This window comes from Bacillus sp. FSL K6-1284 (assembly GCF_038002625.1).
GTDB classification, from domain to species: Bacteria; Bacillota; Bacilli; order Bacillales; family Bacillaceae; genus Bacillus; species Bacillus paralicheniformis.
In genome coordinates this window covers 3,876,674-3,901,575 of the sequence record NZ_JBBOCW010000001.1, presented here as the reverse complement: position 1 = coordinate 3,901,575, position 24,902 = coordinate 3,876,674, and the positions used below count along the sequence as shown (strand labels likewise).

Genomic DNA, 24,902 nt, shown 5'->3' with positions numbered 1-24,902 from the left:
AGGGGGATTAATCGGTTTTTTCAACCTCAACTGCAACGATTCGATGTCCGTCCATATCTTTTACTTTGAAACGGAATCCTTCACTTTCGATCGCCGTTCCGGGCTTGCTCTCAATATTCTGCGTCAGCATCCAGCCGCCGATTGTATCAATCTCCTCATCTGATAAATGAATTCCGAGCAGGTCGTTTACATCGCTGACTAGTACTTTACCGCTGAGGATGTAATGGTCATCTTCCAGTTTCTGAACAGCCGATACTTCTTCAGTATCGAATTCATCGCGAATATCGCCGACGATTTCCTCGACGATATCCTCAACCGTCACAAGGCCGGATGTTCCGCCATACTCATCTACGAGAATCGCCATATGTGTATGCTCTTTTTGCATTTTGACGAACAGCTGGTAGACGGGAATCGTTTCAATCACATGGATAACCGGATGGATATATGGCTTTAACGGTTTTGTTTCTAAAGAAAACCCGCCTGCAAGCTCAGCCAGCAGCAGTTCTTTTATATTGATCATTCCGCTGATGTGATCCTTGTCTTCCTCCATGACGGGGAAGCGGGTGTGCTTTGTTTCTTTGATGAGCTGCTTCACTTTTTTTACACTGTCGTCAAGAGACAGGACGGTCATTTCATTGCGGGGCACCATAATTTCTTTTGCTGTACGTTCGTCGAATTTAAAAATGTTGTTTACATATCTCAATTCATTCTGGTTGATTTCCCCGCTTTGATAGCTTTCAGATAAAAGTGTTCGCAGCTCTTCCTCCGAATACGCCAATTCGTGTTCACCGGTCGGCTTCAGGCCGAACAGACTTGTGATCATGCGGGCTGAATGATTGAGCAGCCATATAAAAGGAAACATGATTCTGTAAAACCAGATCATCGGCTGTGCAAAAAGCAGAGTAACGGTTTCCGCTTTTTGAATGGCGATCGTTTTTGGCGCCAGCTCTCCGATCACAACATTGAGATAAGTGACCGATAAAAAAGCGGCCAAAAATGAAAGAATATGTGTCATCGACTCGTTCAAGCCGATTTTGGAAAAAAGGGGATGCAGCAAGGTCTGCATCGTCGGTTCACCAAGCCAGCCGAGGCCCAATGCCGTCACGGTGATTCCAAGCTGGCAGGCTGACAAGTATTCGTCAAGGTGTGAGGTCACTTCTTTTGCGGCAAGCGCGCCCTTTTTTTTCTGAATGATCAATTGGTCGATCTTTGTCCGCCTTACTTTGACGATGGCGAATTCGACCGCGACGAAAAAGCCCGTTAATGCGATTAATCCTGCCACTGCAATCAGCTTCAGTAATTCCAATGCCCCGCCTTCTCAAAAAGAAGGCGCCACCTCCTTTTCTATGAAAAACTCATACTGGCTTCATACCACGTGCCGCAGCGCGGCAAACATGATGTTTATTTACGCGGAGGGCGGGCAAAGAAATATAAAACGAATGGGCCGGAAGAGGAGGAGACGAAATATGAGAGTTTTTCAGGGAGAGGGCTGGACATGGTATCAGCTCGGCCCTCACGAAAAAGCGACAGCACAAGGGCTGATCCAGCCCGATCATTGGCCGGAATGCCGAAACTGGTTTCAAGGCGTTCCATCGGCCAATATCAATTGCATTGATATCAATGCTGCCGTTCAAGGCAAGGAAGCGATCTACGGTTCATATATTTACGATCAGGAAGCGGAAGTTCAACAAAATCGGACAGCATTTCATTTTTACTTAACAAAAGACTATTTTTTCACAATGAATTTAGATATCTCGCAATTTGAAGAGACAAACAGAAGGCCGATCGATCAACACTTAAAGCGATGCAAAGATGCCCCAGAAGTGTTTCTGATTCTGCTGGGCGAACTAATGAGAATGTATTTAAAGGAACTTGAGCACTTTGAAGTTCACCTTGGAAAAGTAAGATGGGGATTTCACCATGACAACAATAAAAGCATCATTGAACTGATTCATAAACGGCGTCACGAACTGCTCGTCATAAGAAGTTTAATTTTATCGATGAAAAAGGTAGCAATGGGCCTTAAAGAAACTTTTTTAAGCAAATCGTTTGATGAAATCGAACAGCGCAGGACGTTTTATGAAATCGACAGAGGCATGTCATTGATCAAAGAGTACGCGAATGAAATCAATTATTTGCTTCATTCCGAGGAAGTGGTGACATCCCACAGAGGCAATGAAATTTTTAAAGCGCTGACGATTTTCACGACGATCTTTACGCCGATGACGGCTTTCGGCGCCCTGTGGGGAATGAACTTCGAAGTCATGCCTGAACTCTCTTTAAAGTACGGCTATTTATTTTCGCTTATTTTAATCGCCGTTTCGACCGCCCTTGTGTATTGGTATTTGAAAAAGAAAGGCTGGACCGGCGATTTATTGAGGGATAAAAAACGATATATGAAAAGGAAGGGCTCTTTTAAATAGGTTTAAGCCCGTGTTATATCGGAAAAGCACATAATAACCCCATCATAAAGGAGGAATTCCGAATGAAACTGAAGGACATCATGACAACCAATGCTGAATGCTGCGAACCTTCTGCTCCGATTGCGGAAATTGCCGGGAAGATGCGTGATTACAATGTAGGTTCAATTCCGGTCTGCGAGAACGGAAAATTGACGGGGATCGTTTCAGACCGGGATATTGTTATCAGATGTGTAGCTGAAAATGAAACAGATGCGGCTGCTCGGGATATCATGAGCACACAGATGGTGACAGGGCACCCGGATATGTCTGCTGAAGAGGCTGGTGATCTGATGGCGGAACACCAAATTCGCAGGCTGCCGATTGTTGAAGATGGCCGTCTTGTCGGAATCGTTGCTTTGGGGGATCTCTCCGTCTCACATGCGGATGAGAAAGCGGGAGAAGCTTTAAGCGAAATTTCAAAACCGGCTTAAACAGGTTGAAGGAAGAGCGTTTTCAGCTCTTCCTTTTTTATAGTGCAATATTTAGTGATTGATCAATAACTAAAATTCAGCTTAAGTTTTCATTAAGCATTTCAATGTTTCTTTCAGCCCTTCTTGATAAGGTGTAGCGGGAATTTTTCCTATTCTCTTTTCATATTTTTCCCCGTTGAGAATGAATGTTTCTTCAGTTAAGTACATGATTTCTACTACTTCTTTCATTACTGGATCAAATAATCCGCTTATACGAATGGCAAGTTTATTTAATGGTATTACTAATTTATTATTTCCGGTAATTTGGCGTGCGATTTTTATGATTTCTTTACCTGAAATCAGTCCGGCGCCGGGAATGTTCCAGTTTTCACCGTAAGAATCGTCTTTACTTGCGATTTCCACAATCATTTTTGCGGCATCAGGCAAATATACGTACTCCCGGGGGGTTTTTAGATTGCCGATAAAAACAGCTATTTTATTTGCTGCCATTCCGGTTAATGTAGGCTGTAAATAAGAATTTTGCGAAGTTTTTCCATAATAGTCGGGCAGTCTGACGATTAATGGTTTGGCATTTTTCCATTTCTTATCGAATATTAAGTTTTCAAAGTCTACTCTTAGCTTTCCTTTTTTTGTATGGGGCAGTTTCGGATGATTTTCGTCTCCTTTGGCAATTTGTCGGCCGTAAACATATATTCCATCCACAATCACGATTTTCTTGCCTGAAATATTTGCAGCCTTCATTACACTTTCACCGAGAAGCAGGAGTTTATCTGCCATTTCATGATATTGAACATTGGCGCATTGAAATATCACATCTGCATCCTTCGCTGCTTCACTGATGGTCTGTGCATCAAAGACATCGCCAAGCTGATATGTTAATAGCGGTGTTGAATGATGTTCTTTTATGAGATTCTTTAGTTTATTTTCAGAACGGCCGAAAGCGATAACCGGAATATTTCTTGACAGCAATTCTGAAACTATGACTTGACCTGTTCCACCTGTTGCGCCTAAAACAATTGCTTTTTCCATTGAAAATTCCCCCTTGGGTAAGTTATTAATCAATCAATAACTAATGCTTAAATAAAAAACCGAAACAAATCGGTTATTTTATTCTGTTTGGCCGTGCATGATCTCCGGCAAATCCAAGAAATAGGAAATGTTGCAAAGTATCCCTCTTGCCAGGAAAGTCGTAACTTCCCTCTCTGCATTCGGAACATTCGCTTCCTGGAACCTTTCCAGCGTATAGTTTCTAATACGTGATAAGCCCGTTTTTGAACAATTTCTGATCGATTCCTCCGTAACGGATAGTCCGATGACCTGTAAGGCTATTTCATTAGGGTGTGATACAGACAACTCTTCATATGCTTTGATCATGTTTGCTACGATCTGTTCGGAGCTGGATTCGACATTTTGAAACGTTTGGAGGATTCTTTCAAAGGCCCGATCGAGCGCGGCAACGAACAACTCTTCCTTCGTCTTATAAAACCTAAATATATAGGGCTGGGAAATACCGGCTTTTTCAGCAATGAGTGCTGTCGTGGTATTATAATATCCCTTTTCTGCAAACACTTCTAATCCAGCTTCAAGTATTTGCTCCTTTCGGTTTTCCTTACTCTGTCTTATGATATGCCGCCTCCCTTCATTTTGTTATTGATTGATTACTTACTGAGATCGTAACAGATTTCGATTCAAGATTCAAGCACGTAATTTTTAAAACATGTATCTATTGGTGCAACAGTTTTCATCCCCGGTCCCGCTGCAAAGGCCAAAATAAGACGTGCTGCCGTTTGGCGTAATGGAGAAGCGGAGCGGTATCAGGCAATATGAGACCGCTTGCTCCGGGCACCGTGTTTTGTCGGATTTCGGCTTCGGCCCGCTGCAGCGTCCATGGAGAATGATGGATGTCTTCATAGTAGACCCGGTTGTTGTACGTGGTGTACAGGCGGTATCTTTCAGTCAGCCAGTATTCGATGGACCCTTTTTGGGCGGTAAAGGAATCTGACAGCGGGCGGTAGCTGGCGCGGAAGGCCGCTTTTGAATCATACCTTCTGCTGGAAAATTCAATATGGTTTTTTTCTTTTACAAAGTTTATCCCGGCGTGAAAATAAGGCAAGTGGAACATTGCGCGCGCGCCGGCGACGGCTAAGCGCGAAGCGGCGTCAAGACTGAAAAAATAAATGCCCGGTATGCCTTTATATGATACATATGTCCGGACGTTCAGCTCGGGAAATCTGCTGACGAAAGGAAAGGGGGGCAAAAAACGGGGGCGCATATTTGTCAGCAGGAAAGGCAAAATGCCGATCCATGCTTTTCCATTGAATGTCTCCAGTTCCAAGGCCGCCGGTATTCGTCCGCGAATGGCTTCAGAATCAACAGCCCAATGGGCAAATAATACATGATTCCATGTTTGCGTCATCACCCACGGTCCTTCAGGCGGCGGAAAAGGGCGGTGTGAAGTATTTTTAATCATAGAACAGCACTCCTTCGATTCGAATGTTGACCCGTCTGCAACACATCCCGAGCCTGTTGTACGGTTTTATCATTTCCCTTTACGGTTAATTCAAAAACGAGGATACAAAAAACGGAGGAGTGATGTGATTTGTTCAAGCATACGAAATTGCTGCAGTACCCTGCAAAACCTGAAAGACCCGATCCTGTCTTCGCCAAGAAAATGCAGGAAATACTCGGCGGTCAGTACGGAGAAATATCTGTGGCCATGCAATACCTTTTTCAAGGGTGGAATACAAGGGGAAATGAAAAGTATAAAGATTTGCTCATGGATACGGCGGCAGAAGAAATCGGACACGTCGAAATGATTGCGACGATGATCGCGCGCCTGCTTGAAGACGCACCGGTTTACGAGCAGGAAAAAGCCGCAGACGATCCTGTCATCGGTGCAATTATGGGCGGAATGAACCCTCACCATGCGATCGTTTCGGGACTGGGAGCCATGCCTGAAAACAGCACCGGCGTTCCGTGGAATGCAGGCTATATTGTAGCGAGCGGTAACCTTCTGGCCGATCTGCGCGCAAATGTCAACGCTGAATCGCAAGGCAGACTGCAAGTCGCGCGGCTGCGCGAAATGACGGATGACAATGGTGTACAAGATATGCTCGGTTTTCTTTTAGCGAGAGACACGATGCACCAAAACCAGTGGATCGCCGCAATCAAAGAGTTGGAAGAAAAAGAAGGCGTCATCGTGCCCGGCACGGTTTCGGATGAAAATGAAAAAGAAGACATTGCGCATACTTTATACAATTTCTCGGATGGAGAAGAAAGCGCGCAGTTTGATTGGCTGAAAGGGAAGGCGCCGGACGGAGCGGAATTCCACTACGAGAGCGGCCCTGTCGCATATGGAGAAAAACCGGTCTTGAAGCCCGCTCCAAAACGAAGCCACAATACACCTGACTATGGAGAATAGAGCCGAACGGCTCTTTTTTTATTTTTTAAAATGACAAAACACTCCGTAAATATTAAAATAAGTGACAGATTTGCAGATTTTTTTATTGTCAGGTAAGCTTACTATAAAAACAACAGTAAGGAGTTATATCATGAGTAAAGTACTTATTTTTGGCCACAAAAATCCGGATACGGATACGATTTGTTCAGCGATTGCATATGCCGAATTAAAAAAGGAGCTCGGCATGGACGCAGAACCCGTCCGCCTCGGCGAAATCAACGGCGAAACCGAATTCGCGCTTGAGAAATTCAATGCAGAAGTACCCCGCCTTGTGAACACTGTTGCGAATGAAACTGACAGCGTGATTCTGGTTGACCATAATGAGCGCCAGCAGAGCGTCGATGACCTTGATCAAGTTCGCGTGCTTGAAGTCATCGATCACCACCGGATCGCCAATTTTGAAACGAGTGACCCTCTGTATTATCGCGCAGAGCCTGTAGGCTGCACGGCAACGATCTTAAACAAGCTCTATAAAGAAAACGGCGTCGAAATTAAAAAAGATATCGCAGGATTGATGCTGTCGGCGATCATCTCAGATTCCCTCTTATTCAAATCTCCGACTTGCACGGACGAAGATGTCAAAGCTGCAAAAGAATTGGCTGCGATTGCCGGTGTTGATGCCGACAGCTATGGACTCGATATGCTGAAGGCTGGAGCAGATTTGAGCGCAAAAACGATTCCTCAGCTTCTCTCTCTTGACGCAAAAGAGTTTACGATGGGAAGCCATAAAGTGGAGATCGCGCAAGTTAACACTGTTGATACAAACGACGTTCTCTCCCGCAAAGCAGAAGTTGAAGCAGAACTTGCAAAAGTGGTGTCTGAAAAAGGATTGGATTTATTTGTGTTTGTCGTAACCGACATTTTAACAAACGACTCGGTTGTCGTCGCTTCAGGACAAGCTGCACAAGCAGTGGAGAAAGCGTTCAATGTCAGATTGTCAGACAACACAGCAACACTGAAAGGCGTTGTATCCCGCAAAAAACAAATTGTTCCGCCGTTAACCGAAGCCTTAAAAGGTTAAGGAAAGGAAATGAAAAACACCCGAATCATGAGATTCGGGTGTTTTCTTATGCCGTTCTGGATACGGCTTTCCGCAATTTCCGCAAGATCAATTCGTAGAGTGAGATGATCCGTTCAAAAAGCGGCTGCACATACGCTGAGAATCTAAACATAACGAGTGATACAAATAAAGCGACCAAAATGCTGCCTAAAACGTCAACAGGGTAGTGGTGTCCGACCCAAATACGGGAAAAGCCCGTCAACAACCCGAAAGCAATCAGGCAGGTTCCAATTTTCCGATGATAAAGCCAAAAAGCGATCGAAATGGCTAACGCCCCGGTTGTATGATCGCTGGGAAATGAGGCGTCGGCCGCATGATGAATCAATACGTCCACATGGTGAGCGACAAACGGTCTCGGCTCATAGTAAACCAATGACAGCAAATAATTTGCCGCCAATCCGAGAACACCCGTCACACCTGCCTGAAGAACGCTTATTTTATAAGAACGGTTTCCGAAGATCCAGATCAAAAGCAAAATGAGCGCATACATGTAAATTGCTTTTTCTGTAATCAAAATCATAGCGCTGTCCAGGATGTGGTTGTGGTTTGATAATTGATGAATACGTGTAAAAAGCCAATAGTTCAAAAAATCACCTTTTTAATAGAGTAGTAGTTTTTGGTCAGACAGTTAGGAGACGTATTTGATTTTGCAAAAGTTTCATTAAATGACAGATCAGACTGTATCAGCCGGCATGAAAAAAGCCGGGTAATCCCGGCCCGGCGAGGTTGAACGGCTTATTCAGCCATTGATATATCCCGCTTTTCCTTTGCGAGTGCGGGTTTTTGGCTCCATGTATACAGAAACAGATTGATGAGCACAAAAACGCCTGAGAATAAATAGATGTTTGAAAAACCGGCTTGTGCCACAACCAACCCGAAAACATAGGATCCGACTGCGATCCCGGTATCAAACAGCGTAAAATAAGTCGCCGTTGCATAGCCGCTCCGGTGAGGCGGCGAAGCTTGAATCGCCAAGGTCTGAAGGCACGGCGTGATAGATCCGTAGCCCATGCCGATGACAGCTCCGGATAGCAAGAGCATCCCGCTGCTGTTTGTGAAAGCAAGCAGGAAAAGCCCGGCGCAAAAAATGATAATGGACGGATAAATGACGACTCCGGGGCCGACTTTATCATACAGTTTTCCCGTAAACGGCCGCGTGATCATCATTGTCACTGCGAACACCATAAAGAAATAGCTGCTTGCTTCAATAAGGCCGAGAGATTTTGCATAAACAGAGATGAAGGAAATGACGCTTGAATAACAAAACGACACGAACAATCCGACCGTGGCAATCCGAATCGCGCCCTTTTCAAACATGTTGGAAAAAGACAACCTGAACACAGCCGAACGGATGTCGCTTCCTATAGGAATCCGGACCAGTGCCGTGCAAAGGATGGCCACAGTGACGATTCCTGAAAATAAAATAAACAGATCGGAAAAACTCATTTTATCCAGCAGGTTCAACGCGATAAACGGACCGATGACCACCGCCAAATTCATCGACATGGCAAAGTAGCCCAAACCTTCCCCGCGGCGGGCCGGCGGAATTAAATCGGCTGCAATTGCACTCGTCACTGTCGTGATGATGCTGAACCAAATGCCTTGGAAAAAGCGAATGCCAAGCAGCAGGTAGATATCGTGAATATAGATATAAAGAAATGATGCCAAAGTAAACAGCACGACACTGATGAGCGCCATTCTTTTTTTGCCAAAACGTTCAATAACGGCTCCCGAAAACGGCCTCGCAAAAATCGCGGACAGCATAAAGCCGCTGATCAAAAGGCCGCCCTCTGACTCGGAACCGCCGAGCTCCTGCATTGCATAAACCGGAAGCACGGTCAACAGTGCGTAAAAATAGACGAATATAAATAAATTAATCAAAACGACCATGATAAAATCCCTGGTCCAAATGGGTTCAGCTTGCTTCATAGGCTACAACTCCTCCTGATGTCCTTCTAATAATTGATTTAACAGCCTTTGAAATGTTTTTTTATCCCGTTCTTCAAATACGGAAAGCATTTCCTCTTCAAATTCTTGCATTTTTAATTGAATGTCATCATATTTAATTTTGGCTTCTTCTGTCATTTTGACGACTTTTTCCCGTTTGTCATCGCCCTGTATCCGTTTTACCCAGCCGTTTTTTTCGAGGCGGCTGACGGTTCTCGTCACAGTCGGCGCCTCAACGTGCAAGTAAGTCCAAATGTCTTTTTGCGTCATCGGTCCGCAGGTGTGAAGACAGTATAGGATCGACCACTGTGAACCGTAAAGGCCGTATGCTTCGAGCTGTTCATTCGTTTTTTTAGCAACCATCCGCGTGCTTTGATTGAGCTGGTGAATAATCTTTCGATTGATATGTTCCATTCCCGGACTCCTTCAAAATAGTTACCTAGGTAAATAATAAACTTTATTCATTTTACCGGAAGCCAAGATTAGTGTAAAGTTAAAATTTTTGAAACCCGAAATAAAATTATCAGAGAAACCCCTTGTCCTCCTTGAGTTTTTAGCATAATCCCATTTGAATGCTAATACACTGATACAAACCTAACAAAGAGAGTGTTTGAGGTGAGGGATCGTGGGAGTATTTCAAAATTCTACTTGGAAAAGCATAAAACGAAGAAGCTGCGCAAATAGCGAATTTTTTCACAAGACGGATCTCATTTCACACTTCTCACATCCATTTTAGGGAGGTCGAGTGGTGTGCACGATTACATCAAAGAGCGAACAATCAAGATAGGGAAGTACATCGTGGAGACGAAAAAAACAGTTCGTGTGATAGCGAAGGAGTTTGGTGTTTCCAAAAGTACCGTTCACAAGGATTTGACAGAAAGGCTGCCTGAAATTAATCCTGACCTGGCCAATGAAGTAAAAGAAATTCTTGATTATCATAAATCAATCAGACATTTGCGGGGCGGAGAAGCGACAAAACTAAAATATAAGAAAGAGGAAATCTTTGAAAGAGAACCCGTGCAATAAGGAATAATGGCTCAGAAACGAGCAGCGTTTATCAGAATTTCCCGGTATCCTCCGTAAAAAGCCACAAAAATTTTATGAAGAACTTTAATAAGCTCTCTTTTTTTTCTAATATTTATGATAAAATATATAATTAGGGCAGAATGTGGACATTGCTGTGAAACAGATTTCGAGGAGGATATAGATAGATGTTTGCAAGGGATATTGGTATTGACCTTGGTACAGCGAATGTGCTGATCCATGTCAAAGGAAAAGGTATTGTCTTAAATGAACCATCAGTCGTTGCTCTTGACAAAAACAATGGGAAAGTGCTCGCTGTCGGTGAAGAAGCAAGGAGAATGGTAGGACGTACACCTGGGAATATTGTTGCGATACGTCCATTAAAAGACGGCGTCATTGCCGATTTTGAAGTAACGGAAGCCATGCTGAAGCATTTCATTAACAAGCTGAATGTGAAAGGTCTTTTTTCAAAGCCGCGCATGCTGATTTGCTGCCCTACAAATATTACTTCTGTGGAGCAGAAGGCTATCAGAGAAGCTGCCGAGAAAAGCGGCGGAAAGCATGTGTATTTGGAGGAAGAACCTAAGGTGGCCGCAATCGGAGCGGGAATGGATATTTTCCAGCCAAGCGGAAACATGGTAGTTGATATCGGCGGTGGAACGACAGATATCGCAGTCATCTCAATGGGCGATATTGTCACCGCCTCTTCTATTAAAATGGCTGGGGACAAGTTTGATCTTGAAATCTTGAACTACATCAAACGTGAGTACAAGCTGCTCATAGGCGAACGGACAGCCGAAGACATTAAGATTAAAGTCGCAACTGTTTTCCCAGACGCACGTCACGAGGAAATTTCCATCCGCGGCCGCGATATGGTCACAGGATTGCCGAGAACCATTACGGTAACGAGCAAAGAGGTGGAAGAAGCGCTGCGCGAATCTGTATCTGTCATTGTACAGGCTGCCAAGCAGGTGCTCGAAAGAACGCCGCCTGAGCTGTCAGCCGATATTATCGACAGAGGCGTTATCATTACAGGAGGCGGCGCGTTGTTAAACGGTCTTGACCAGCTTCTTGCCGAAGAACTGAAAGTGCCGGTTCTCGTTGCCGAAAATCCGATGGATTGTGTGGCAGTTGGTACGGGTGTCATGCTTGATAACATGGACAAGCTTCCTAAGCGCAAACTGAGCTGATCAGAAACCTCATTCTTTTTTTAGAATGAGGTTTTTTATGTGAAATGCTTTAAAGGAAGTGAATGGCTGCCGATAAAAAGAGTAGTATGTTTGAATACCATTATAGAACAAATGTTCTGTATTAGCAAATATAAATTGCAAGCCTTTCGCAAAAGAGGTTTTTCGATGAGAAACTCTGGAGCATGACACTTATTTGAGGTGAAATGATGTTAAAAGGACTTTATACAGCGACTTCAGCAATGATCACCCAGCAGCGCCGTACAGAGATGCTGACGAATAATATCGCGAACGCAAATACGCCGGGATATAAAGAAGACCAAGGGTCAATCCGTTCTTTCCCGGAAATGCTTTTGAGCCGGATTGAATCCGATTCTGTCAAGGCCGGCAGCGCTTCGCGTTCGTTTTCAACACAGACGCCGATCGGTTCTATCAATACAGGAGTTTACATGCAGGAACTGAAGCCTCAATTCTCGCAAGGGGATCTGCAAAGCACGAATGAGCCGACGGATATTGCAATCAGCGAAACCGAAGTTCCGGTCAACGGGGAAACAAACGATAAAGCAGCGCTTTTCTACGCGGTTCGGCTTGAAAATGGGGATGTACGCTATTCAAGAAGCAGCCGTTTTTCTTTAAATGAAAATAATCAATTGACAATAAACGGCCGACTCGTCCTTTCAACGGAAAACCAGCCGATTACGGTGGGAAGCGAGAATTTTCAAGTCGCTGAGGACGGAACGGTGACTGAAAACGGCCAAAACCTTGGAAGGATCGATGTCAGAATCGCGCTCGATACGAGAAATTTAGCAAGAGAAGGCGATGATCTATATCGTACTGAAAACGGTGAGGCGCTGCCAAGCGCAGTCGGCAATCCCGCAGTCGCTTATTCTGTCAAGCAGGGGATGACGGAACGGTCGAATGTCGACGTGACGAGAGCTTATACGGAAATGACCGCTGCCTACCGCTCGTTTGAAGCCAACCAAAAAGTTCTTCAAGCTTATGATAAAAGCATGGAAAAGGCGGCCAATGAGATTGGAAGGATCGGATAAATGACCGATCGCGATCAGCGTAAATGGAGGATGTGGAAAAACGATGCTTAGATCCATGATCACGGCTTCAAACACAATGTTTGAACTGCAAAAACAAATTGATAATATCAGCCATAATCTTGCAAATACCGATACAACGGGATATAAGGCGAAAAACACGAGCTTTTCGGAGCTGATCAGGCAGCAGATTGAACAGGTAAACGAGAAAAATAATGAAGTAGCGGCAAGCAGAAAGACGCCGCCCGGACTTCGGCTCGGCGTCGGAGCCGTGATGACCGACCGGCTGACACATAAACAGGGAAGCCTTAAAGAAACTGGCCGCGATCTTGATATCGCACTGACTTCTCCTTATCAGTACTTCCAGGTCAATGTCGACGGGGAAGTGCAATATACAAGAGACGGAGCATTTTACCTGACGCCTGCGGCTGGCAACGCCAACCAGATGCAGCTGGTGACGAAAGAAGGGCATGCTGTTCTTGACGAAAACGGAAATCCCATCCGTTTCAACCAGCGTTATAAACACATCAAAGTTGACGATTCGGGAAGTGTCACCGTTTCGTCAGACAATAAAGGTGAAGCGCCATTGCGTTTTAACTTGGGAATCGTTCGGGCTGTCAAACCTCAGGCTCTTACGGAAGAAGGAAGCAATCTTTTTTCTGTCAGCGATGAATTGAGAGCAACGGCTCTCATCAATCTGAACGGAGCCGGGCGGCAGGACATTTCTCTAAAACAGGGATTCCTCGAATCATCAAATGTCGATGTATCGAAGGAAATGACCGACCTGATCTCTTCGCAGCGGTCTTATCAAATGAATTCCCGCGCCATCACGATGGGCGATCAAATGATGGGGCTGATCAATTCAGTTCGCTAGCAAAGCAAATAGGAGCCGGCCAAACGACGTTTGGTTCAGGCTCTTTTTATTTTCATTTTCAGCGTTGTCTTTCATCTTTTGTTGAAAAAGATTCCGTTTCATAATATACTTCCAGATGTACAGAATAAGGCACTGACATATCATTCTATACATATTTTTCGAAAAAGGAGATGTCAAGGCAATGCTTGATGCTCAGCAAATTAAAGAAATCATTCCCCACCGCTATCCCTTTCTGCTGGTAGACCGTGTGACAGAAGTAGAGGAAGGAAAACGGGCAGCGGGTTATAAAAATGTGACAGTAAATGAAGAATTCTTTAACGGACACTTTCCGGATTATCCGGTGATGCCTGGCGTTTTGATTGTTGAAGCGCTTGCGCAAGTGGGTGCCGTGGCGCTTTTGATGAAGGAAGAAAACCGCGGAAGGCTCGCGTTTTTTGCGGGAATCGACAGCTGCCGCTTCAAAAAGCAGGTCAAACCGGGCGATCAGCTCCATCTTGAGCTTGAAGTGCTTCGTTTCCGCGGTTCCATCGGCAAAGGAAAAGGAGTCGCGAAAGTGGATGGAGAAGTGGTGTGTGAAGCCGAATTGATGTTTTCTCTTGGCGAAAAACAGGAATAACGCAAACAGAATGGGTTTCCGTAAAAGCCCATTTTGTTTTTTTATCATAAAAGAGAAAAGGTGATCATTCATGTGGAAAGAATTTAAAAGCTTTGCGATTCGTGGAAATGTAATCGATCTTGCAATCGGGGTTATCATAGGAGGCGCCTTTGGAAAAATCGTGACTTCGCTTGTCAATGATTTAATGATGCCGCTCCTCGGTCTTCTGCTAGGAGGCCTGGATTTTTCAGCGCTGTCGTTCACATTTGTTGATGCCGACATTAAATACGGGCTGTTCATTCAGTCGATCGTCAATTTCTTTATTATTTCGTTTTCCATTTTTCTATTTATCCGTTATATCTCTAAGCTGAAGAAGAAGGATGCCGAAGAAGAAAAAGCTGCTCCTGATCCGCAGGAAGAATTGCTTAAGGAAATACGGGATTTGTTAAAAGAGCAGACGAAACGCTCTTAGAGCTATAGCGAAAAGGCTGTCCGGCGAAGACAGCCTTTTCTATATATTTTGTTTAAATGCTTCAAGAAGCCGGTCTCCGGAATATCCTTCTTTCATTAAATCTTCCAAGATCTTGTCGGAGCCTTTCCTCAGCTTTGAGCTGACCATTTTGCCGTCCAATAAGACGGAAACATGCTCGCCTAGTACCGTGATCTTTTTGACCTTCGCTAACAGCTGTGCGGGGCGGTTGCTTTTTTTCGTGATCGTTACATATGTTTTCACTTCTTTGCCTTCCTGAAGGAGGTATTCGAAAAAATACCGGTATTCTTTCGAAACCAGCCCCTCAACCATCCAGTGGTTTTCTCCGTCTTCTTTATTAATGATAAGGCCGTCGATCAGCGGGAACTCCTCGAGCCGCTTTGAAGTTTCATCCTGGCGGACAATTTTTAAATCAATAAGCCTAAAGGTTTTCACTAGTATCACCTCACAAGCTTCCATAGTTGTATAACCATTATAGCACATTCGCTTGGAAGAACTCTTGACCCTGGTTTGTTTATGCAATAGGAGCATATTCGTATTTTAAATTTTGCAAAAAGTATTTTATAATGCTTTATTTTTATTTATACTTTAGGTGATATTGAGCAGGAGGTGACTTATGAACCATTTTTTCTTAAAAGAAGTATTTGTGATCGCAAGCAATCCAGCTGCTGACTGCCGTCAATATATGCCTATGATTTGCTTTTCAGCCGGGAATAAAAAGCACGAGATCAGCACGTATGCCAATGAAGGCATCGTGTTTCGCTATGAAACAAAAGACAGAATGGAAATATACGAATTTCAAGTAACGATTAAACAGAAAGAGTTGTCATTCCGTTTGTATGCTTGGGACGGGGGCTCATATGTCCGCGTATACTCAGAGCGGTGGCTGGCATCTCCTGTTTTTTTTCAGTTTCTGAAAAATACGTATTTCTCAAATAACAATGAGATGATTTTTTTAATTAATGGCAGAAAGAAACAAAAATTATGACGCGAACCCGGGTTTTTTCCGGGTTATTTTTCTTTTATGATGATTTTCCTTAAATACCGATCTCTTATAAACTGGGGATACCCGAACAGGAAGGGAGGGACGAAATGTTTAATGAGATCATGCTGGTCGGGCGTTTGACAAAAGATCCCGAACTTCGGCACACATCTGACGGTGTACCTGTTGCAAATGTGACGCTGGCTGTCAGCAGGCCTTTCAAAAATGCAGCAGGCGAAATTGAAGCGGACTTTGTCAATTGCACCCTGTGGCGCAAAACTGCCGTGAATACAGCCGAATATTGTGAAAAAGGCTCCATCATCGGGCTGAGCGGAAGAATCCAGACTCGCCAATACGTCAATTCAGAAGGTGAACGCGTCTTTATTACAGAAGTTGTCGCCCGATCAGTCAGATTTTTGGGAGAAAGCCGAAAAGCCCATGAGCCGTCGGAAGCTTAAACCGTAAAATTCCTTCTGCAAACGCCTTTCTTAAAAAAAATCAATTACTATCCCCAATTTTATCCCCCTTATGACCGGTTTTTAATGACCGGTTTTTTTATTTTAGACAAAAAATAGACAAATTTAAATTGACGCCCAAAAATTCCGTATGTATAATGTAAGCGAATACAACGACAAATGACAAATGCTTGCACAAATGTGCAAAAGAAGGGTGATCTTATGGAAATAAAGGATGATAAACGCCTTCTGATCAAAGTCTGCAAAATGTACTACGAAGAGGATATGACACAGAGCCAGATTGCAAACGCAACAGGGATATACAGAACAACTGTCGGACGTATGCTGAAAAAAGCGCGCGAGGAAGGAATCGTTAAAATCACGATCGATGACCATGTCGGGACACACTACGATTTGGAACGGGAGCTCGAACAGCTGCTTGGGCTTAAAGAAGTGTACATATGCGACGCAAAACCGGAACAAACATCTGAAGACAAGAAGAAACTCGTCGGCAAAGCCGGTGCCGAAATCTTAAAACGCGTCGTGAAAGACGGAGATACGGTAGGCTTTGCATGGGGGACGACGATGGCGGGAATGATCGGGGAGTTTCACGGCGTAAAAAAACGGAGCGCTTCATTTGTGCCGCTTGTCGGCGGTCCGGGCGCCATGGATACGAAATATCACGTGAACAGCATCGTATACAGCATTGCCGGTGACTTTGGAGGAACGCCTTACTTTATAGACGCGGCAGCCGTTGTCGAAAAAAAAGAAACGAAAGAGGAAATCGTCAAGTCCCACTATTTTAAAAAAATAGAAAGTCTGTGGAACGGCCTTACCGTGGCAGCCGTCGGGATCGGAGCGCCGCTTAGTTCTTCAAATATGATCTGGACCGGATTTTACGGCGATCAGGATATCGAGCGCCTTGAAGAAAAGCAGGCGGTCGGAGATATATGCTCGCGTTTCTTTGATCGGTCGGGAGCGTTGGTAGAAACAGAGATTCATGACAGAACGATCGCGATAGACATCAAGAGGTTAAAGAATTTGGAGTATTCCATCGGTCTTGCTGAATCCCATGAAAAAGTCCCTTCTATTATCGGGGCTGCAAAAGGCCGTTATATTAATATTTTGGTGACAACTGCCGAAACAGCCAGAGAAATTGCCGAGGAGGTAAGAAACCAATTATGATCATTTACTTTATCATCGCCCTTGGAGCTGCATGGCTTCTCCAAAGTATTTTTGGTTTTTTGCAAATCAGGCATTTCAACCGAACATTCGCCGCATACAGATGTATGGGAAGAGTCGCGGTCGGAAGGAAGACCGGCTTATTCAGAGCCGGAACGGTCGTCCTGTTTGTCATTGACAAGCGCAATAAAATTTTGAAGGCGTCAAAAATGCAAGGTGTCACTGTCTTTTCAAGAATCAAGCCTTTAAAAGGGTTTGAAGGAAAGTATTTGTTGAAGATCGGACAAGCGGAGCTTGTCCGGCACGACCGCCTCACACGGCTCGCAATTGAAGATGCCTTGAAAACATTCGACATCATCACGAAAGGGGGTGATGTCCCGCAGAAGAAAACGCGGCTTCAAAAACTGATGAGCTTTCAAATCAAAAAAAGAGGTGAATTATGAAAAACGTAACATGGCTTGCGGAGAAGTTTATGGACTTATTCAGACATGGCGGAGAAGTGTTTGTCAGTATGCTTACAGACATCGTTCCTTTATTGATTATGCTTCTTGTCGCCATGAATGCCCTGATACGCCTGATAGGAGAAAAGCGCGTCGAAGCGCTCGCGAGGAAGTCGGGAAAAAATCCATTAACGAGATACATGGTTTTGCCTGTCATTGGTACGTTCATGCTTGCAAATCCAATGACGCTGTCGCTTGGCAGGTTCTTGCCTGAAAAATACAAACCGAGCTATTATGCGGCTGCATCCTATTCTTGTCACACGCATAACGGACTTTTCCCGCACGTGAATCCGGGCGAGCTGTTTGTTTTCCTCGGGATTTCCGCAGGAATTACGACGCTGGGGCATGAAACGACCGAGCTCGCTCTCCGCTATCTTCTGGTCGGGATTGTAACAAACTTTCTCAGGGGCTGGGTAACGGATATGACAACGGCTTATGTCGCGAAACAGCAGGGCATTGCCTTGAAAGATTCGATTGATCTAAAATAAGAAAGGCGGTTTACAGATGAGTTCCTATCGTTCGGTTGAAGTTTCAAAAGGGCCGGGAGGGTTTGGCGGGCCTCTGGTGATCACGCCTGATGAAGAGAGAAATAAAATCGTGTACGTCACCGGCGGAAACAAACCCGATTTTGCGGATCATTTAGCTGAGCTGACGGGGTGCACCCTGGTCGACGGCTTTAAAACGACAGTACCCGAAAACGAAATGGCCGCTGTGATCATCGACTGCGGAGGGACGCTGCGCTGCGGACTTTACCCGCAAAAGCGAATTCCGACGATCAATGTGATGGCGACCGGAAAAAGCGGGCCGCTTGCCGCCCATATTACAGAAGATATATATGTTTCCGGAGTAAAAAAAGAGAATATTAAACTGCTGGGAGCTGTGGAGGAGCCTGAACAGTCTAATATTCCAGAAGAAAAACAAATGCAAAATAAACAAAACCATTATAGCACAGAGAAAAAAATTAGTGAACAGCAGTCGCCGAAAGGGATGATGGCGACAATCGGGATGGCCATGGGATCGGTCGTCAGCACGTTTTATCAAGCTGGACGGGAAGCGATTGAAACCGTTATCAAAACAATTCTTCCGTTCATGGCTTTTGTGGCTCTATTGATCGGCATCATTAAAGAGTCAGGCATCGGAGACATTTTTGCCAAATATTTATCACCATTTGCAGGGTCACTGCCCGGATTGCTATTAATCTCGCTTGTTTGTTCATTTCCGCTGCTTTCCCCGTTTCTTGGACCCGGGGCGGTGATTGCACAAGTTGTCGGTTCGCTGATCGGCGTTGAGATCGGCAAAGGAAACATTCCGCCGAATTTGGCGCTGCCGGCGTTATTTGCGATCAATTCGCAAGCAGCTGCCGACTTTGTTCCGGTCGGCCTGGGTCTTGCGGAAGCGGAAGTCGAAACGGTTGAAGTCGGGGTGCCGTCGGTGCTGTATTCGCGTTTTTTGACTGGGGCGCCAACCGTTTTCATTGCTTGGCTGGCCAGCTTTGGCATGTATGACAGCTGAGGTTTTCTTAAGGAGGGAGAATTATGGTCATGCTGTATGAAACAAAAATAAACAGAATCGGAGATCAAGCAACGGCATTTTCAGATGAAAAGATGCTTATATTATTCGGCGAAGGCGCTCCGGATGAATTGAAAGATTATTGTTTATCAATTGATATAAAGCCTGTAGAAGGCGACTTCAATGAAGGCGATAAGCTAATACTGGGCGGCGAGTCCTACAAAATCACAGCCGTTGGGGGAGCCGTTCGCCAGAACCTGGCGAATCTCGGGCATATTACGCTGAAATTTGACGGATCGGCTTCAGCCGAGCTGCCGGGAACGCTGTACCTTGAACGAAAGGAACAACTGCCGGAGGTTTCAGCAGGAGACTGTATTCAAGTTAAAAGATTCTCATAAGGAGCGGGTGCAATATGGAGATGAATAAAGGAAAAGTGGCATTGATATGCGGCGGCGGCCAAAGTCTCGGAGAAGCGCTGTCCTACCGCATGGCAGAGGCGGGATATAACATCGCGGTCGCAGACATCAACGGCGAGAACGCCGAAAGGACGGCTGAACATGCAGCCGGTCAATACGGGGTCAAATCGCTGTGGATTCAAGCAGATTTTACAAAAGAAGCCGATGTGGAAAAAATGATCGGCAGGATCACGGAGGAATTCAATAAAATCGATGTGATGGTGTACAGTGCGGGAATCGCCAAAAGCAATAAGATCACAGATTTTGAGCTTGAAGACTGGGAACGGACCATCGAAGTCAATTTGACCGGGTATTTTCTTTGCGCGAGGGAAACGTCGAAGGTCATGATTGAGCAAGGAAGCGGGTCAATCATTCAAATTAACTCCAAATCGGGAAAGGTCGGCAGCAAACATAATACAGCTTATTCAGCTTCCAAATTTGGAGGTGTCGGTCTCACTCAAAGCCTCGCGCTCGATCTTGCCGAACACAACATTCGCGTGAACAGCATTATGCCGGGAAATTTGTTGAAATCGCCGATGTTCCAAAGCTTGATTCCGCAATACGCGAAAAAGCTCGGCATTCCAGAGAGCGAAGTAGAGCGCGTGTACACCGAAAAAGTGCCGCTCGGACGGGGCTGTACGTATGATGACATCGCCAATGCCATCTTATTTTACGCTTCTGATCAAGCATCCTATATGACGGGTCAGTCGATTAATGTAACCGGAGGGCAGGTCATGCATTAAAACACGAGGGGGAAGCGATGATGAACATGCTGATTGATTCAGCGCATATACCGGAGATTGAAAGATTGCTGGATTCATTTCCCGCTGGCGGCGTCACGACAAACCCGGCGCTGATCGCAAGGGAAAAGCAGCCCTTTAAACAGCAGATTCAAGATATTCGGCGGCTCCTTCCCGAGCATCTGCCTCTCCATGCCCAAGTGATCGCCGACCATTGGCGGGATATAGCCGATCAGGCGAAGGCGCTCTATAACTGGCTGAATGAAAACGTGTCGGTGAAGATTCCGGTGACGGCTCAAGGACTTTACGCGATCAGAGAGCTCGCGGCTGAAAACATCCAGACCACCGGGACAACGGTTTATACCGCTGCACAGGCTGTTCTGGCCGCAAAAGCCGGCGCCTCCTATGTCGCGCCGTATGTCAATCGTATTGATCAAGAGTATGGTCATGGGGCGGGCGTTGTCAAAACAATTGTCGACTTATTTAACACATACCGTTTAAATTGCAAAGTGCTTGCGGCAAGCTTTAAACATAACCGTCAAATTCTTGCCGTCATGGAAGCGGGGAGCCACGAGGCGACAATCAGCCCTGAGCTTTTAAGCCATTTGGCTGATCATCCGGCTGTAGACCGTGATATCCATGCGTTTCGTGAAATTTGGCACTCTCAATATGGATCATTTTCATTTTAGCATGCGAGCCTGAGGATCGGGAAACCGGACTCAGGCTTTATTTTTACTTATAATTACTTATGTGTTCTTGATTTATTCTGTGTAATAACTTATAATCACTTATAAATAATGAATTTTACTTGTGTAAAGAAGGAATGATCGAGTGTATCAAGAGGAAAGGTTAATTTCCATCATCGACTATTTAAAAGAGCGTAAACGGATTTCCGTTGAACAAATTTGTTCTTTATTCGGAGTTTCAAGAGATACGGCAAGGCGGGATCTGGTCAAACTGCAGGAGCAAGGCGCTATTATCAGAACAAGGGGAGGGGCGATTCTGCCTACCGTTCATGATGAGGTCAAAGACTATTCGGGCAGGCTGGGCATGGTTTCCGAAGAGAAAAGCATGATTGGAAAAGCAGCCGCTTCTTTAATCAGAGAAGGCGACCGTATGATTTTGGATGCTTCCACGACAGTCCAATCGTGCGCCGAGCATTTGCCGGATGTCAATTGCACGATCATCACCAATTCGATTAACCTTGCGGAGGTTCTTTCCTCAAGAAAAGGTGCTGATATCCACCTGCTTGGAGGGAAGCTTCAAAAAGAGCACCGCTTTTTGTACGGCGCCTCCGTCATTGAAAAGCTGTCATGCTATCATGTTGATAAAGCGCTGATCGGCGTGGTGGGGGTTTCCGAACACGGGCTTACAATTGCCCATGAGGAGGATGGAATGGTGAAGCGGAAAATTATTTCCCAAGCGAAACAAGTCATAGCGCTTGCCGACCATTCGAAAATCGGGAGAACGGATTTTTACCGGTATGCTGAACTCAGTGACATCGACCTTCTCATTACAGACCGGCTGCCGCCAAAACCGTTTCAGAAACTGCTTGATGAACATGATGTGGAGCTGCTCGTGGCTGAACATCACGATATTTAAGGGGGAAAACAGCAGATGAAAATGATTGCGGTCGATTTAGACGGGACGTTGTTAAACAGTGAAAGCAAGATCTCACAAGAAAACATCGATGCGATTAAAAAAGCGCGGGAACACGGGATTGAAGTAGTAGTTGCCACAGGGAGAGCATCCTTCGATGTTCAAACGATTTTTGAGCCGACAGGTATTAAAACATGGATTATTAGTGCCAACGGAGCGGTGATTCATGATCCTGAAGGCCGCCTTTACCACTCGGTGCCGCTTGACAGGAAACGGGCGGAAGGAATTCTTCAATGGCTTGAAGAACAGAATTACTATTATGAGGTATTCAGCGATGAAGCGATCTTCACGCCGCAAAACGGCCGCGAGCTGCTTGACATTGAGCTGGACCGCTTGAAAAGCGCAAATCCCGGGGCCGATCTTTCAAGACTGGAACTCGCTGCTGAACAGCAGCTCAGTCAAAACGGATACGCGTACATCAGCTCCTATACCGACCTGTTTTTAGCGGGAAAAGATGTCAATGTATATAACATATTAGCTTTTTCTTTTCATAAAGAAAAACTGGAAACGGGATGGCAGCGATTTAAAGATGCGCAAGATATTACGCTTGTCACTTCAGCCGAGCATAACTTTGAAATTGAGCATCTTCAGGCGTCAAAAGGGCTGGCGTTGGAAAAGCTTTCACGCAAGCTCGGCATTTCCCTTCAGGAAACAGCTGCTGTCGGAGACAGTCTCAATGATTTTTCGATGCTGAAGATCGCGGGGAAAAGCTTTGCCATGGGCAATGCGCGCGAAGACATTAAAGAGATGGCTGATGAGGTGACGCTCACTAATGATGAAAATGGCGTCGCTCACATCCTGAATCAGCTGATTGAACAACAAGTCAAACCGGTTTAATTCGTACATCCTTTCAATTCGGCGTGATGCCGGTACATGGCAGCGTAACGATTGAAGGAGTGCGGTTAAGCAGCGGATGTTATTGATCCGCGGGCCGCCGACAATGTCGGCGGCCTTTATTTATTTTAACGCTGACTCGTGAACTATGAAGTATTATTTTCGTTACTTTTTATTCATTGTTTGATATGGTGATGTTTGTTACTATTTAACTATTATTCAAATTCCAAGAATGGAAGGTGACTTTATCATTAGTTTAAATCCTCGAATTTAGAAAAAGATACTAGAACTCATTGAAAAAGAGTAAATAACAGGTGATCGATTTGGATAATCAAATGAGCATAATGTATGAGAAAGCAGAGCGGCTTTCAAAGTGGGGGAAAACAAAGGAAGCCTTGAAGGAAGCAGAGCAGTTTTTATCCAACTACCCCGACTCACACGAAGGCTATCAATTGCTTTCAAATATATATTTTAATGCGAAAGAATATGAAAAAGCCGTACAGTTTGCAAAAGAGGCTTTAAATTTAGATCCGATGAACTTTGAAATTTTGGCTGTCTTAACTCTTGCATACTATGAATTGGGAATGTACGAAGAGCATGAGGAAATAAATGAATTAATGATTTCAGAGTACCCTGATTATCACTACACTTATGCAATGCACGCTCAATTTCTTTTCCATGATAAAAATGAGTATGAAAAATCGCGTTTTTATATAGAAAAGGCAGTGGAATTAGAACCTGACGATCCATTTTCTCTTGTCGTATACAGTGAAATTTTGGCGGTGTTTTTTGAGGATGGATTATCAAGGGCGTGTTCAGACAGAGCGCTTGCCCAAAATGCCGATGATGCCATGATCACGGGAATGGCCGCTTCTGCGGCGTATAGAAGAGGAGATTATGCACAAGCCTTGACTTTAAACAAAACAGCTCTACAAATCAATCCGAACAATCCAGGGATTGTACCCAATTTAGCGTTATACAACATGTGTAATTTTTGGTTTATGAAATACCCGTTGAAAGTCAGGCGCTTCCATGAGAAGCTGCGTGTTAAAAAACCGGTGTTGTTTTGGCCGCTTCTAGTCATTGTGACATTGGTCTTCAAGTGGCTTATGATTCCATACGTGTTTCTCGTCTACAGTACACCTTATATGATGAACGGGCTGGCGGGAGCCCTCATGCAGCGAAAATTGCCCGAACAGATGCGAGGTAGTTCGGTCCTCACATTTTTGAGGTACACACCGATTTGGATCCTTTTTGTATTGCTGATCATTGTGATAGGGATCATATCATTCTTATACAGATTGATATTTTAAATGAATGAAAGAGTGGAAATAATGGAAATACATAAAGATAAACCGGGAACTCTATTTTTTGTTTTTTTCGGACTGCTCAGTTTTGTCGGCACGATGTCTTTGTATGACCGATTTGGGAATCTTCAAATGAAAATGCTGGCGGCTTCCGACAACTTGCTTTTTTGCTCTGATGTAAGCATATTTTACAGCCTGTTGCTGACCTTCATTTGTATACCTTACACCGTTAGAAAAGTGATAACTTCCAAAGGCTATCAGGGGCGCTTGCAGCTGCCTTTATCCTTGATTCTTCTAGTGGTAGGGCTGACGCTGCTATGCAATGCTTTTTTTCAATATCAAAATATCGGGAAAAACAGCATTGTCATGAGAGAAGGGCTAATTTCCAGCACCAAACATTACGATATGGAAGATGTCACTTCTGTCCATGCCTATTATCAAAAAGGGTTAAAAGGGGCACTTTACCTGAAGTATGATCTGACGTTAAATGACGGAAAAAAAATCGATGCCGCCTTGTCCGACGAGTTTTACAATAAAGCTGATGAACTTGATAAGCTCCTGCAGCGGCAAGGAATACATATTGAAAGAAGCGGAATCAAAAAGAAAGATCAGGCCCAGCTAGAAAAACATGCGGGTTCCAAGGCGAACTATAAAGTGGTGAAAAGGATCTTAACCGGTACAAATCATAGATAGGAAGGATAAAT

31 protein-coding genes are annotated in these 24,902 nt (G+C 44.7%); 23 read left to right on the top strand and 8 right to left on the bottom strand.

The features are described 5' to 3' along the window. Positions 1 to 7: 7 nt before the first annotated feature. Positions 8 to 1,306, bottom strand: coding sequence for a hemolysin family protein (locus MHB72_RS19975; RefSeq protein ID WP_023857118.1), 1,299 nt, complete (start codon positions 1,304 to 1,306; stop codon positions 8 to 10). 160 nt (positions 1,307 to 1,466) lie between these two features. On the opposite strand from MHB72_RS19975, the gene MHB72_RS19970 reads away from it, so the two are divergent. After that, positions 1,467 to 2,423: a magnesium transporter CorA family protein gene (locus MHB72_RS19970; protein ID WP_145645363.1), complete on the top strand. Its 957-nt coding sequence runs from the start codon at positions 1,467 to 1,469 to the stop codon at positions 2,421 to 2,423. Between the two features lie 62 nt (positions 2,424 to 2,485). Then, a complete protein-coding gene (locus MHB72_RS19965) occupies positions 2,486 to 2,893 on the top strand; it encodes a CBS domain-containing protein (RefSeq protein WP_216919365.1) in 408 nt (135 codons plus the stop codon). Positions 2,894 to 2,974: 81 nt separating this feature from the next. Here the strand turns inward: MHB72_RS19965 and MHB72_RS19960 are convergent, their stop codons facing one another. The 3 genes from MHB72_RS19960 to MHB72_RS19950 form a co-directional block, all read right to left on the bottom strand. Further along, positions 2,975 to 3,922 (bottom strand): NAD(P)H-binding protein, encoded by a 948-nt coding sequence (locus tag MHB72_RS19960; protein WP_075212906.1) that lies wholly within the window; start codon positions 3,920 to 3,922, stop codon positions 2,975 to 2,977. Positions 3,923 to 4,000: 78 nt separating this feature from the next. Beyond that, on the bottom strand, positions 4,001 to 4,516 hold the full coding sequence (locus tag MHB72_RS19955; protein WP_035400336.1) for a TetR/AcrR family transcriptional regulator: 516 nt from the start codon (positions 4,514 to 4,516) through the stop codon (positions 4,001 to 4,003). Between the two features lie 118 nt (positions 4,517 to 4,634). Continuing rightward, entirely contained in the window at positions 4,635 to 5,363 is a 729-nt protein-coding gene (locus MHB72_RS19950) for a YqjF family protein (protein WP_216919367.1), read from the bottom strand. Positions 5,364 to 5,492: 129 nt separating this feature from the next. On the opposite strand from MHB72_RS19950, the gene MHB72_RS19945 reads away from it, so the two are divergent. Further along, positions 5,493 to 6,314 (top strand): manganese catalase family protein, encoded by an 822-nt coding sequence (locus tag MHB72_RS19945; RefSeq protein WP_216919369.1) that lies wholly within the window; start codon positions 5,493 to 5,495, stop codon positions 6,312 to 6,314. A 130-nt stretch (positions 6,315 to 6,444) separates the two neighbouring features. After that, positions 6,445 to 7,374, top strand: a complete 930-nt coding sequence (locus tag MHB72_RS19940; protein ID WP_216919371.1) for a manganese-dependent inorganic pyrophosphatase — start codon at positions 6,445 to 6,447, stop codon at positions 7,372 to 7,374. A 46-nt stretch (positions 7,375 to 7,420) separates the two neighbouring features. Here the strand turns inward: MHB72_RS19940 and MHB72_RS19935 are convergent, their stop codons facing one another. From MHB72_RS19935 to MHB72_RS19925, 3 genes are all read right to left on the bottom strand, one after another. Beyond that, a complete protein-coding gene (locus MHB72_RS19935) occupies positions 7,421 to 7,999 on the bottom strand; it encodes an undecaprenyl-diphosphatase (protein ID WP_216919373.1) in 579 nt (192 codons plus the stop codon). A gap of 149 nt (positions 8,000 to 8,148) precedes the next feature. Next, a complete protein-coding gene (locus MHB72_RS19930) occupies positions 8,149 to 9,342 on the bottom strand; it encodes an MFS transporter (RefSeq protein WP_216919375.1) in 1,194 nt (397 codons plus the stop codon). 3 nt (positions 9,343 to 9,345) lie between these two features. Further along, entirely contained in the window at positions 9,346 to 9,774 is a 429-nt protein-coding gene (locus MHB72_RS19925) for a MarR family winged helix-turn-helix transcriptional regulator (protein WP_216919377.1), read from the bottom strand. A 336-nt stretch (positions 9,775 to 10,110) separates the two neighbouring features. Here MHB72_RS19925 and spoIIID point away from each other — a divergent pair, with 336 nt between their 5' ends. The 6 genes from spoIIID to mscL all read left to right on the top strand — a co-directional run bounded on the left by spoIIID (position 10,111) and on the right by mscL (position 14,557). Next, the gene (gene spoIIID, locus MHB72_RS19920; RefSeq protein ID WP_003185911.1) at positions 10,111 to 10,386 is read left to right on the top strand and encodes a sporulation transcriptional regulator SpoIIID; all 276 of its coding nucleotides are present in this window, start codon (positions 10,111 to 10,113) and stop codon (positions 10,384 to 10,386) included. A 185-nt stretch (positions 10,387 to 10,571) separates the two neighbouring features. After that, positions 10,572 to 11,573: a cell shape-determining protein Mbl gene (gene mbl, locus MHB72_RS19915; RefSeq protein WP_003185909.1), complete on the top strand. Its 1,002-nt coding sequence runs from the start codon at positions 10,572 to 10,574 to the stop codon at positions 11,571 to 11,573. A gap of 206 nt (positions 11,574 to 11,779) precedes the next feature. Further along, entirely contained in the window at positions 11,780 to 12,619 is an 840-nt protein-coding gene (locus MHB72_RS19910; protein ID WP_095291470.1) for a flagellar hook-basal body protein, read from the top strand. 43 nt (positions 12,620 to 12,662) lie between these two features. Next, positions 12,663 to 13,490 carry a flagellar hook-basal body protein gene (locus MHB72_RS19905; protein ID WP_216919379.1) on the top strand — a complete coding sequence of 276 codons (828 nt, stop codon included), beginning with the start codon at positions 12,663 to 12,665 and terminating at the stop codon, positions 13,488 to 13,490. Positions 13,491 to 13,671: 181 nt separating this feature from the next. Next, entirely contained in the window at positions 13,672 to 14,106 is a 435-nt protein-coding gene (gene fabZ, locus MHB72_RS19900) for a 3-hydroxyacyl-ACP dehydratase FabZ (protein ID WP_003185902.1), read from the top strand. Positions 14,107 to 14,176: 70 nt separating this feature from the next. Further along, positions 14,177 to 14,557, top strand: a complete 381-nt coding sequence (mscL, locus tag MHB72_RS19895; RefSeq protein ID WP_023857132.1) for a large conductance mechanosensitive channel protein MscL — start codon at positions 14,177 to 14,179, stop codon at positions 14,555 to 14,557. A 39-nt stretch (positions 14,558 to 14,596) separates the two neighbouring features. Here the strand turns inward: mscL and MHB72_RS19890 are convergent, their stop codons facing one another. Further along, entirely contained in the window at positions 14,597 to 15,010 is a 414-nt protein-coding gene (locus MHB72_RS19890; RefSeq protein WP_020453206.1) for a YwpF-like family protein, read from the bottom strand. 181 nt (positions 15,011 to 15,191) lie between these two features. Here MHB72_RS19890 and MHB72_RS19885 point away from each other — a divergent pair, with 181 nt between their 5' ends. The 13 genes from MHB72_RS19885 (at position 15,192) to MHB72_RS19825 (ending at position 24,891) form a co-directional block, all read left to right on the top strand. After that, positions 15,192 to 15,563 (top strand): hypothetical protein, encoded by a 372-nt coding sequence (locus MHB72_RS19885; protein WP_023857133.1) that lies wholly within the window; start codon positions 15,192 to 15,194, stop codon positions 15,561 to 15,563. A 104-nt stretch (positions 15,564 to 15,667) separates the two neighbouring features. Then, complete coding sequence (ssb, locus tag MHB72_RS19880) at positions 15,668 to 16,015, top strand: single-stranded DNA-binding protein (protein WP_216919382.1); 348 nt, start codon at positions 15,668 to 15,670, stop codon at positions 16,013 to 16,015. 219 nt (positions 16,016 to 16,234) lie between these two features. Next, a complete protein-coding gene (locus tag MHB72_RS19875; protein ID WP_020453203.1) occupies positions 16,235 to 17,197 on the top strand; it encodes a sugar-binding transcriptional regulator in 963 nt (320 codons plus the stop codon). After that, the gene (locus MHB72_RS19870; RefSeq protein ID WP_020453202.1) at positions 17,194 to 17,637 is read left to right on the top strand and encodes a transcriptional regulator GutM; all 444 of its coding nucleotides are present in this window, start codon (positions 17,194 to 17,196) and stop codon (positions 17,635 to 17,637) included. Before MHB72_RS19875 ends, MHB72_RS19870 begins: the two co-directional genes overlap by 4 nt. Next, positions 17,634 to 18,182, top strand: a complete 549-nt coding sequence (srlA, locus tag MHB72_RS19865) for a PTS glucitol/sorbitol transporter subunit IIC (protein WP_020453201.1) — start codon at positions 17,634 to 17,636, stop codon at positions 18,180 to 18,182. Before MHB72_RS19870 ends, srlA begins: the two co-directional genes overlap by 4 nt. 16 nt (positions 18,183 to 18,198) lie before the next feature. Then, positions 18,199 to 19,206, top strand: a complete 1,008-nt coding sequence (gene srlE, locus MHB72_RS19860) for a PTS glucitol/sorbitol transporter subunit IIB (protein WP_020453200.1) — start codon at positions 18,199 to 18,201, stop codon at positions 19,204 to 19,206. 23 nt (positions 19,207 to 19,229) lie between these two features. Next, positions 19,230 to 19,601 (top strand): PTS glucitol/sorbitol transporter subunit IIA, encoded by a 372-nt coding sequence (locus MHB72_RS19855; RefSeq protein WP_020453199.1) that lies wholly within the window; start codon positions 19,230 to 19,232, stop codon positions 19,599 to 19,601. Positions 19,602 to 19,615: 14 nt separating this feature from the next. Continuing rightward, positions 19,616 to 20,401, top strand: a complete 786-nt coding sequence (gene srlD, locus MHB72_RS19850) for a sorbitol-6-phosphate dehydrogenase (protein WP_020453198.1) — start codon at positions 19,616 to 19,618, stop codon at positions 20,399 to 20,401. Positions 20,402 to 20,421: 20 nt separating this feature from the next. Beyond that, positions 20,422 to 21,087 carry a transaldolase family protein gene (locus MHB72_RS19845; protein WP_216919384.1) on the top strand — a complete coding sequence of 222 codons (666 nt, stop codon included), beginning with the start codon at positions 20,422 to 20,424 and terminating at the stop codon, positions 21,085 to 21,087. Positions 21,088 to 21,229: 142 nt separating this feature from the next. Further along, positions 21,230 to 22,000: a DeoR/GlpR family DNA-binding transcription regulator gene (locus MHB72_RS19840; protein WP_023857137.1), complete on the top strand. Its 771-nt coding sequence runs from the start codon at positions 21,230 to 21,232 to the stop codon at positions 21,998 to 22,000. A gap of 15 nt (positions 22,001 to 22,015) precedes the next feature. Further along, positions 22,016 to 22,894, top strand: coding sequence for a Cof-type HAD-IIB family hydrolase (locus MHB72_RS19835; protein WP_216919387.1), 879 nt, complete (start codon positions 22,016 to 22,018; stop codon positions 22,892 to 22,894). 320 nt (positions 22,895 to 23,214) lie between these two features. Next, entirely contained in the window at positions 23,215 to 24,204 is a 990-nt protein-coding gene (locus MHB72_RS19830) for a tetratricopeptide repeat protein (RefSeq protein WP_126430470.1), read from the top strand. A gap of 21 nt (positions 24,205 to 24,225) precedes the next feature. Further along, a complete protein-coding gene (locus MHB72_RS19825) occupies positions 24,226 to 24,891 on the top strand; it encodes a hypothetical protein (protein WP_023857140.1) in 666 nt (221 codons plus the stop codon). The last annotated feature ends 11 nt before the right edge of the window (positions 24,892 to 24,902 follow it).

Excerpts from the sequence above, each read along its gene's own strand:
- MHB72_RS19970 (WP_145645363.1), top strand. The coding sequence starts at position 1,467 with ATGAGAGTTTTTCAGGGAGAGGGCTGGACATGGTATCAGCTCGGCCCT.
- MHB72_RS19965 (WP_216919365.1), top strand. The coding sequence starts at position 2,486 with ATGAAACTGAAGGACATCATGACAACCAATGCTGAATGCTGCGAACCT.
- MHB72_RS19960 (WP_075212906.1), bottom strand. The coding sequence starts at position 3,922 with ATGGAAAAAGCAATTGTTTTAGGCGCAACAGGTGGAACAGGTCAAGTC.
- MHB72_RS19950 (WP_216919367.1), bottom strand. The coding sequence starts at position 5,363 with ATGATTAAAAATACTTCACACCGCCCTTTTCCGCCGCCTGAAGGACCG.
- MHB72_RS19940 (WP_216919371.1), top strand. The coding sequence starts at position 6,445 with ATGAGTAAAGTACTTATTTTTGGCCACAAAAATCCGGATACGGATACG.
- MHB72_RS19930 (WP_216919375.1), bottom strand. The coding sequence starts at position 9,342 with ATGAAGCAAGCTGAACCCATTTGGACCAGGGATTTTATCATGGTCGTT.
- MHB72_RS19925 (WP_216919377.1), bottom strand. The coding sequence starts at position 9,774 with ATGGAACATATCAATCGAAAGATTATTCACCAGCTCAATCAAAGCACG.
- mbl (WP_003185909.1), top strand. The coding sequence starts at position 10,572 with ATGTTTGCAAGGGATATTGGTATTGACCTTGGTACAGCGAATGTGCTG.
- MHB72_RS19910 (WP_095291470.1), top strand. The coding sequence starts at position 11,780 with ATGTTAAAAGGACTTTATACAGCGACTTCAGCAATGATCACCCAGCAG.
- MHB72_RS19905 (WP_216919379.1), top strand. The coding sequence starts at position 12,663 with ATGCTTAGATCCATGATCACGGCTTCAAACACAATGTTTGAACTGCAA.
- fabZ (WP_003185902.1), top strand. The coding sequence starts at position 13,672 with ATGCTTGATGCTCAGCAAATTAAAGAAATCATTCCCCACCGCTATCCC.
- mscL (WP_023857132.1), top strand. The coding sequence starts at position 14,177 with ATGTGGAAAGAATTTAAAAGCTTTGCGATTCGTGGAAATGTAATCGAT.
- MHB72_RS19885 (WP_023857133.1), top strand. The coding sequence starts at position 15,192 with ATGAACCATTTTTTCTTAAAAGAAGTATTTGTGATCGCAAGCAATCCA.
- ssb (WP_216919382.1), top strand. The coding sequence starts at position 15,668 with ATGTTTAATGAGATCATGCTGGTCGGGCGTTTGACAAAAGATCCCGAA.
- MHB72_RS19875 (WP_020453203.1), top strand. The coding sequence starts at position 16,235 with ATGGAAATAAAGGATGATAAACGCCTTCTGATCAAAGTCTGCAAAATG.
- MHB72_RS19870 (WP_020453202.1), top strand. The coding sequence starts at position 17,194 with ATGATCATTTACTTTATCATCGCCCTTGGAGCTGCATGGCTTCTCCAA.
- srlA (WP_020453201.1), top strand. The coding sequence starts at position 17,634 with ATGAAAAACGTAACATGGCTTGCGGAGAAGTTTATGGACTTATTCAGA.
- srlE (WP_020453200.1), top strand. The coding sequence starts at position 18,199 with ATGAGTTCCTATCGTTCGGTTGAAGTTTCAAAAGGGCCGGGAGGGTTT.
- MHB72_RS19855 (WP_020453199.1), top strand. The coding sequence starts at position 19,230 with ATGGTCATGCTGTATGAAACAAAAATAAACAGAATCGGAGATCAAGCA.
- srlD (WP_020453198.1), top strand. The coding sequence starts at position 19,616 with ATGGAGATGAATAAAGGAAAAGTGGCATTGATATGCGGCGGCGGCCAA.
- MHB72_RS19845 (WP_216919384.1), top strand. The coding sequence starts at position 20,422 with ATGAACATGCTGATTGATTCAGCGCATATACCGGAGATTGAAAGATTG.
- MHB72_RS19835 (WP_216919387.1), top strand. The coding sequence starts at position 22,016 with ATGAAAATGATTGCGGTCGATTTAGACGGGACGTTGTTAAACAGTGAA.
- MHB72_RS19825 (WP_023857140.1), top strand. The coding sequence starts at position 24,226 with ATGGAAATACATAAAGATAAACCGGGAACTCTATTTTTTGTTTTTTTC.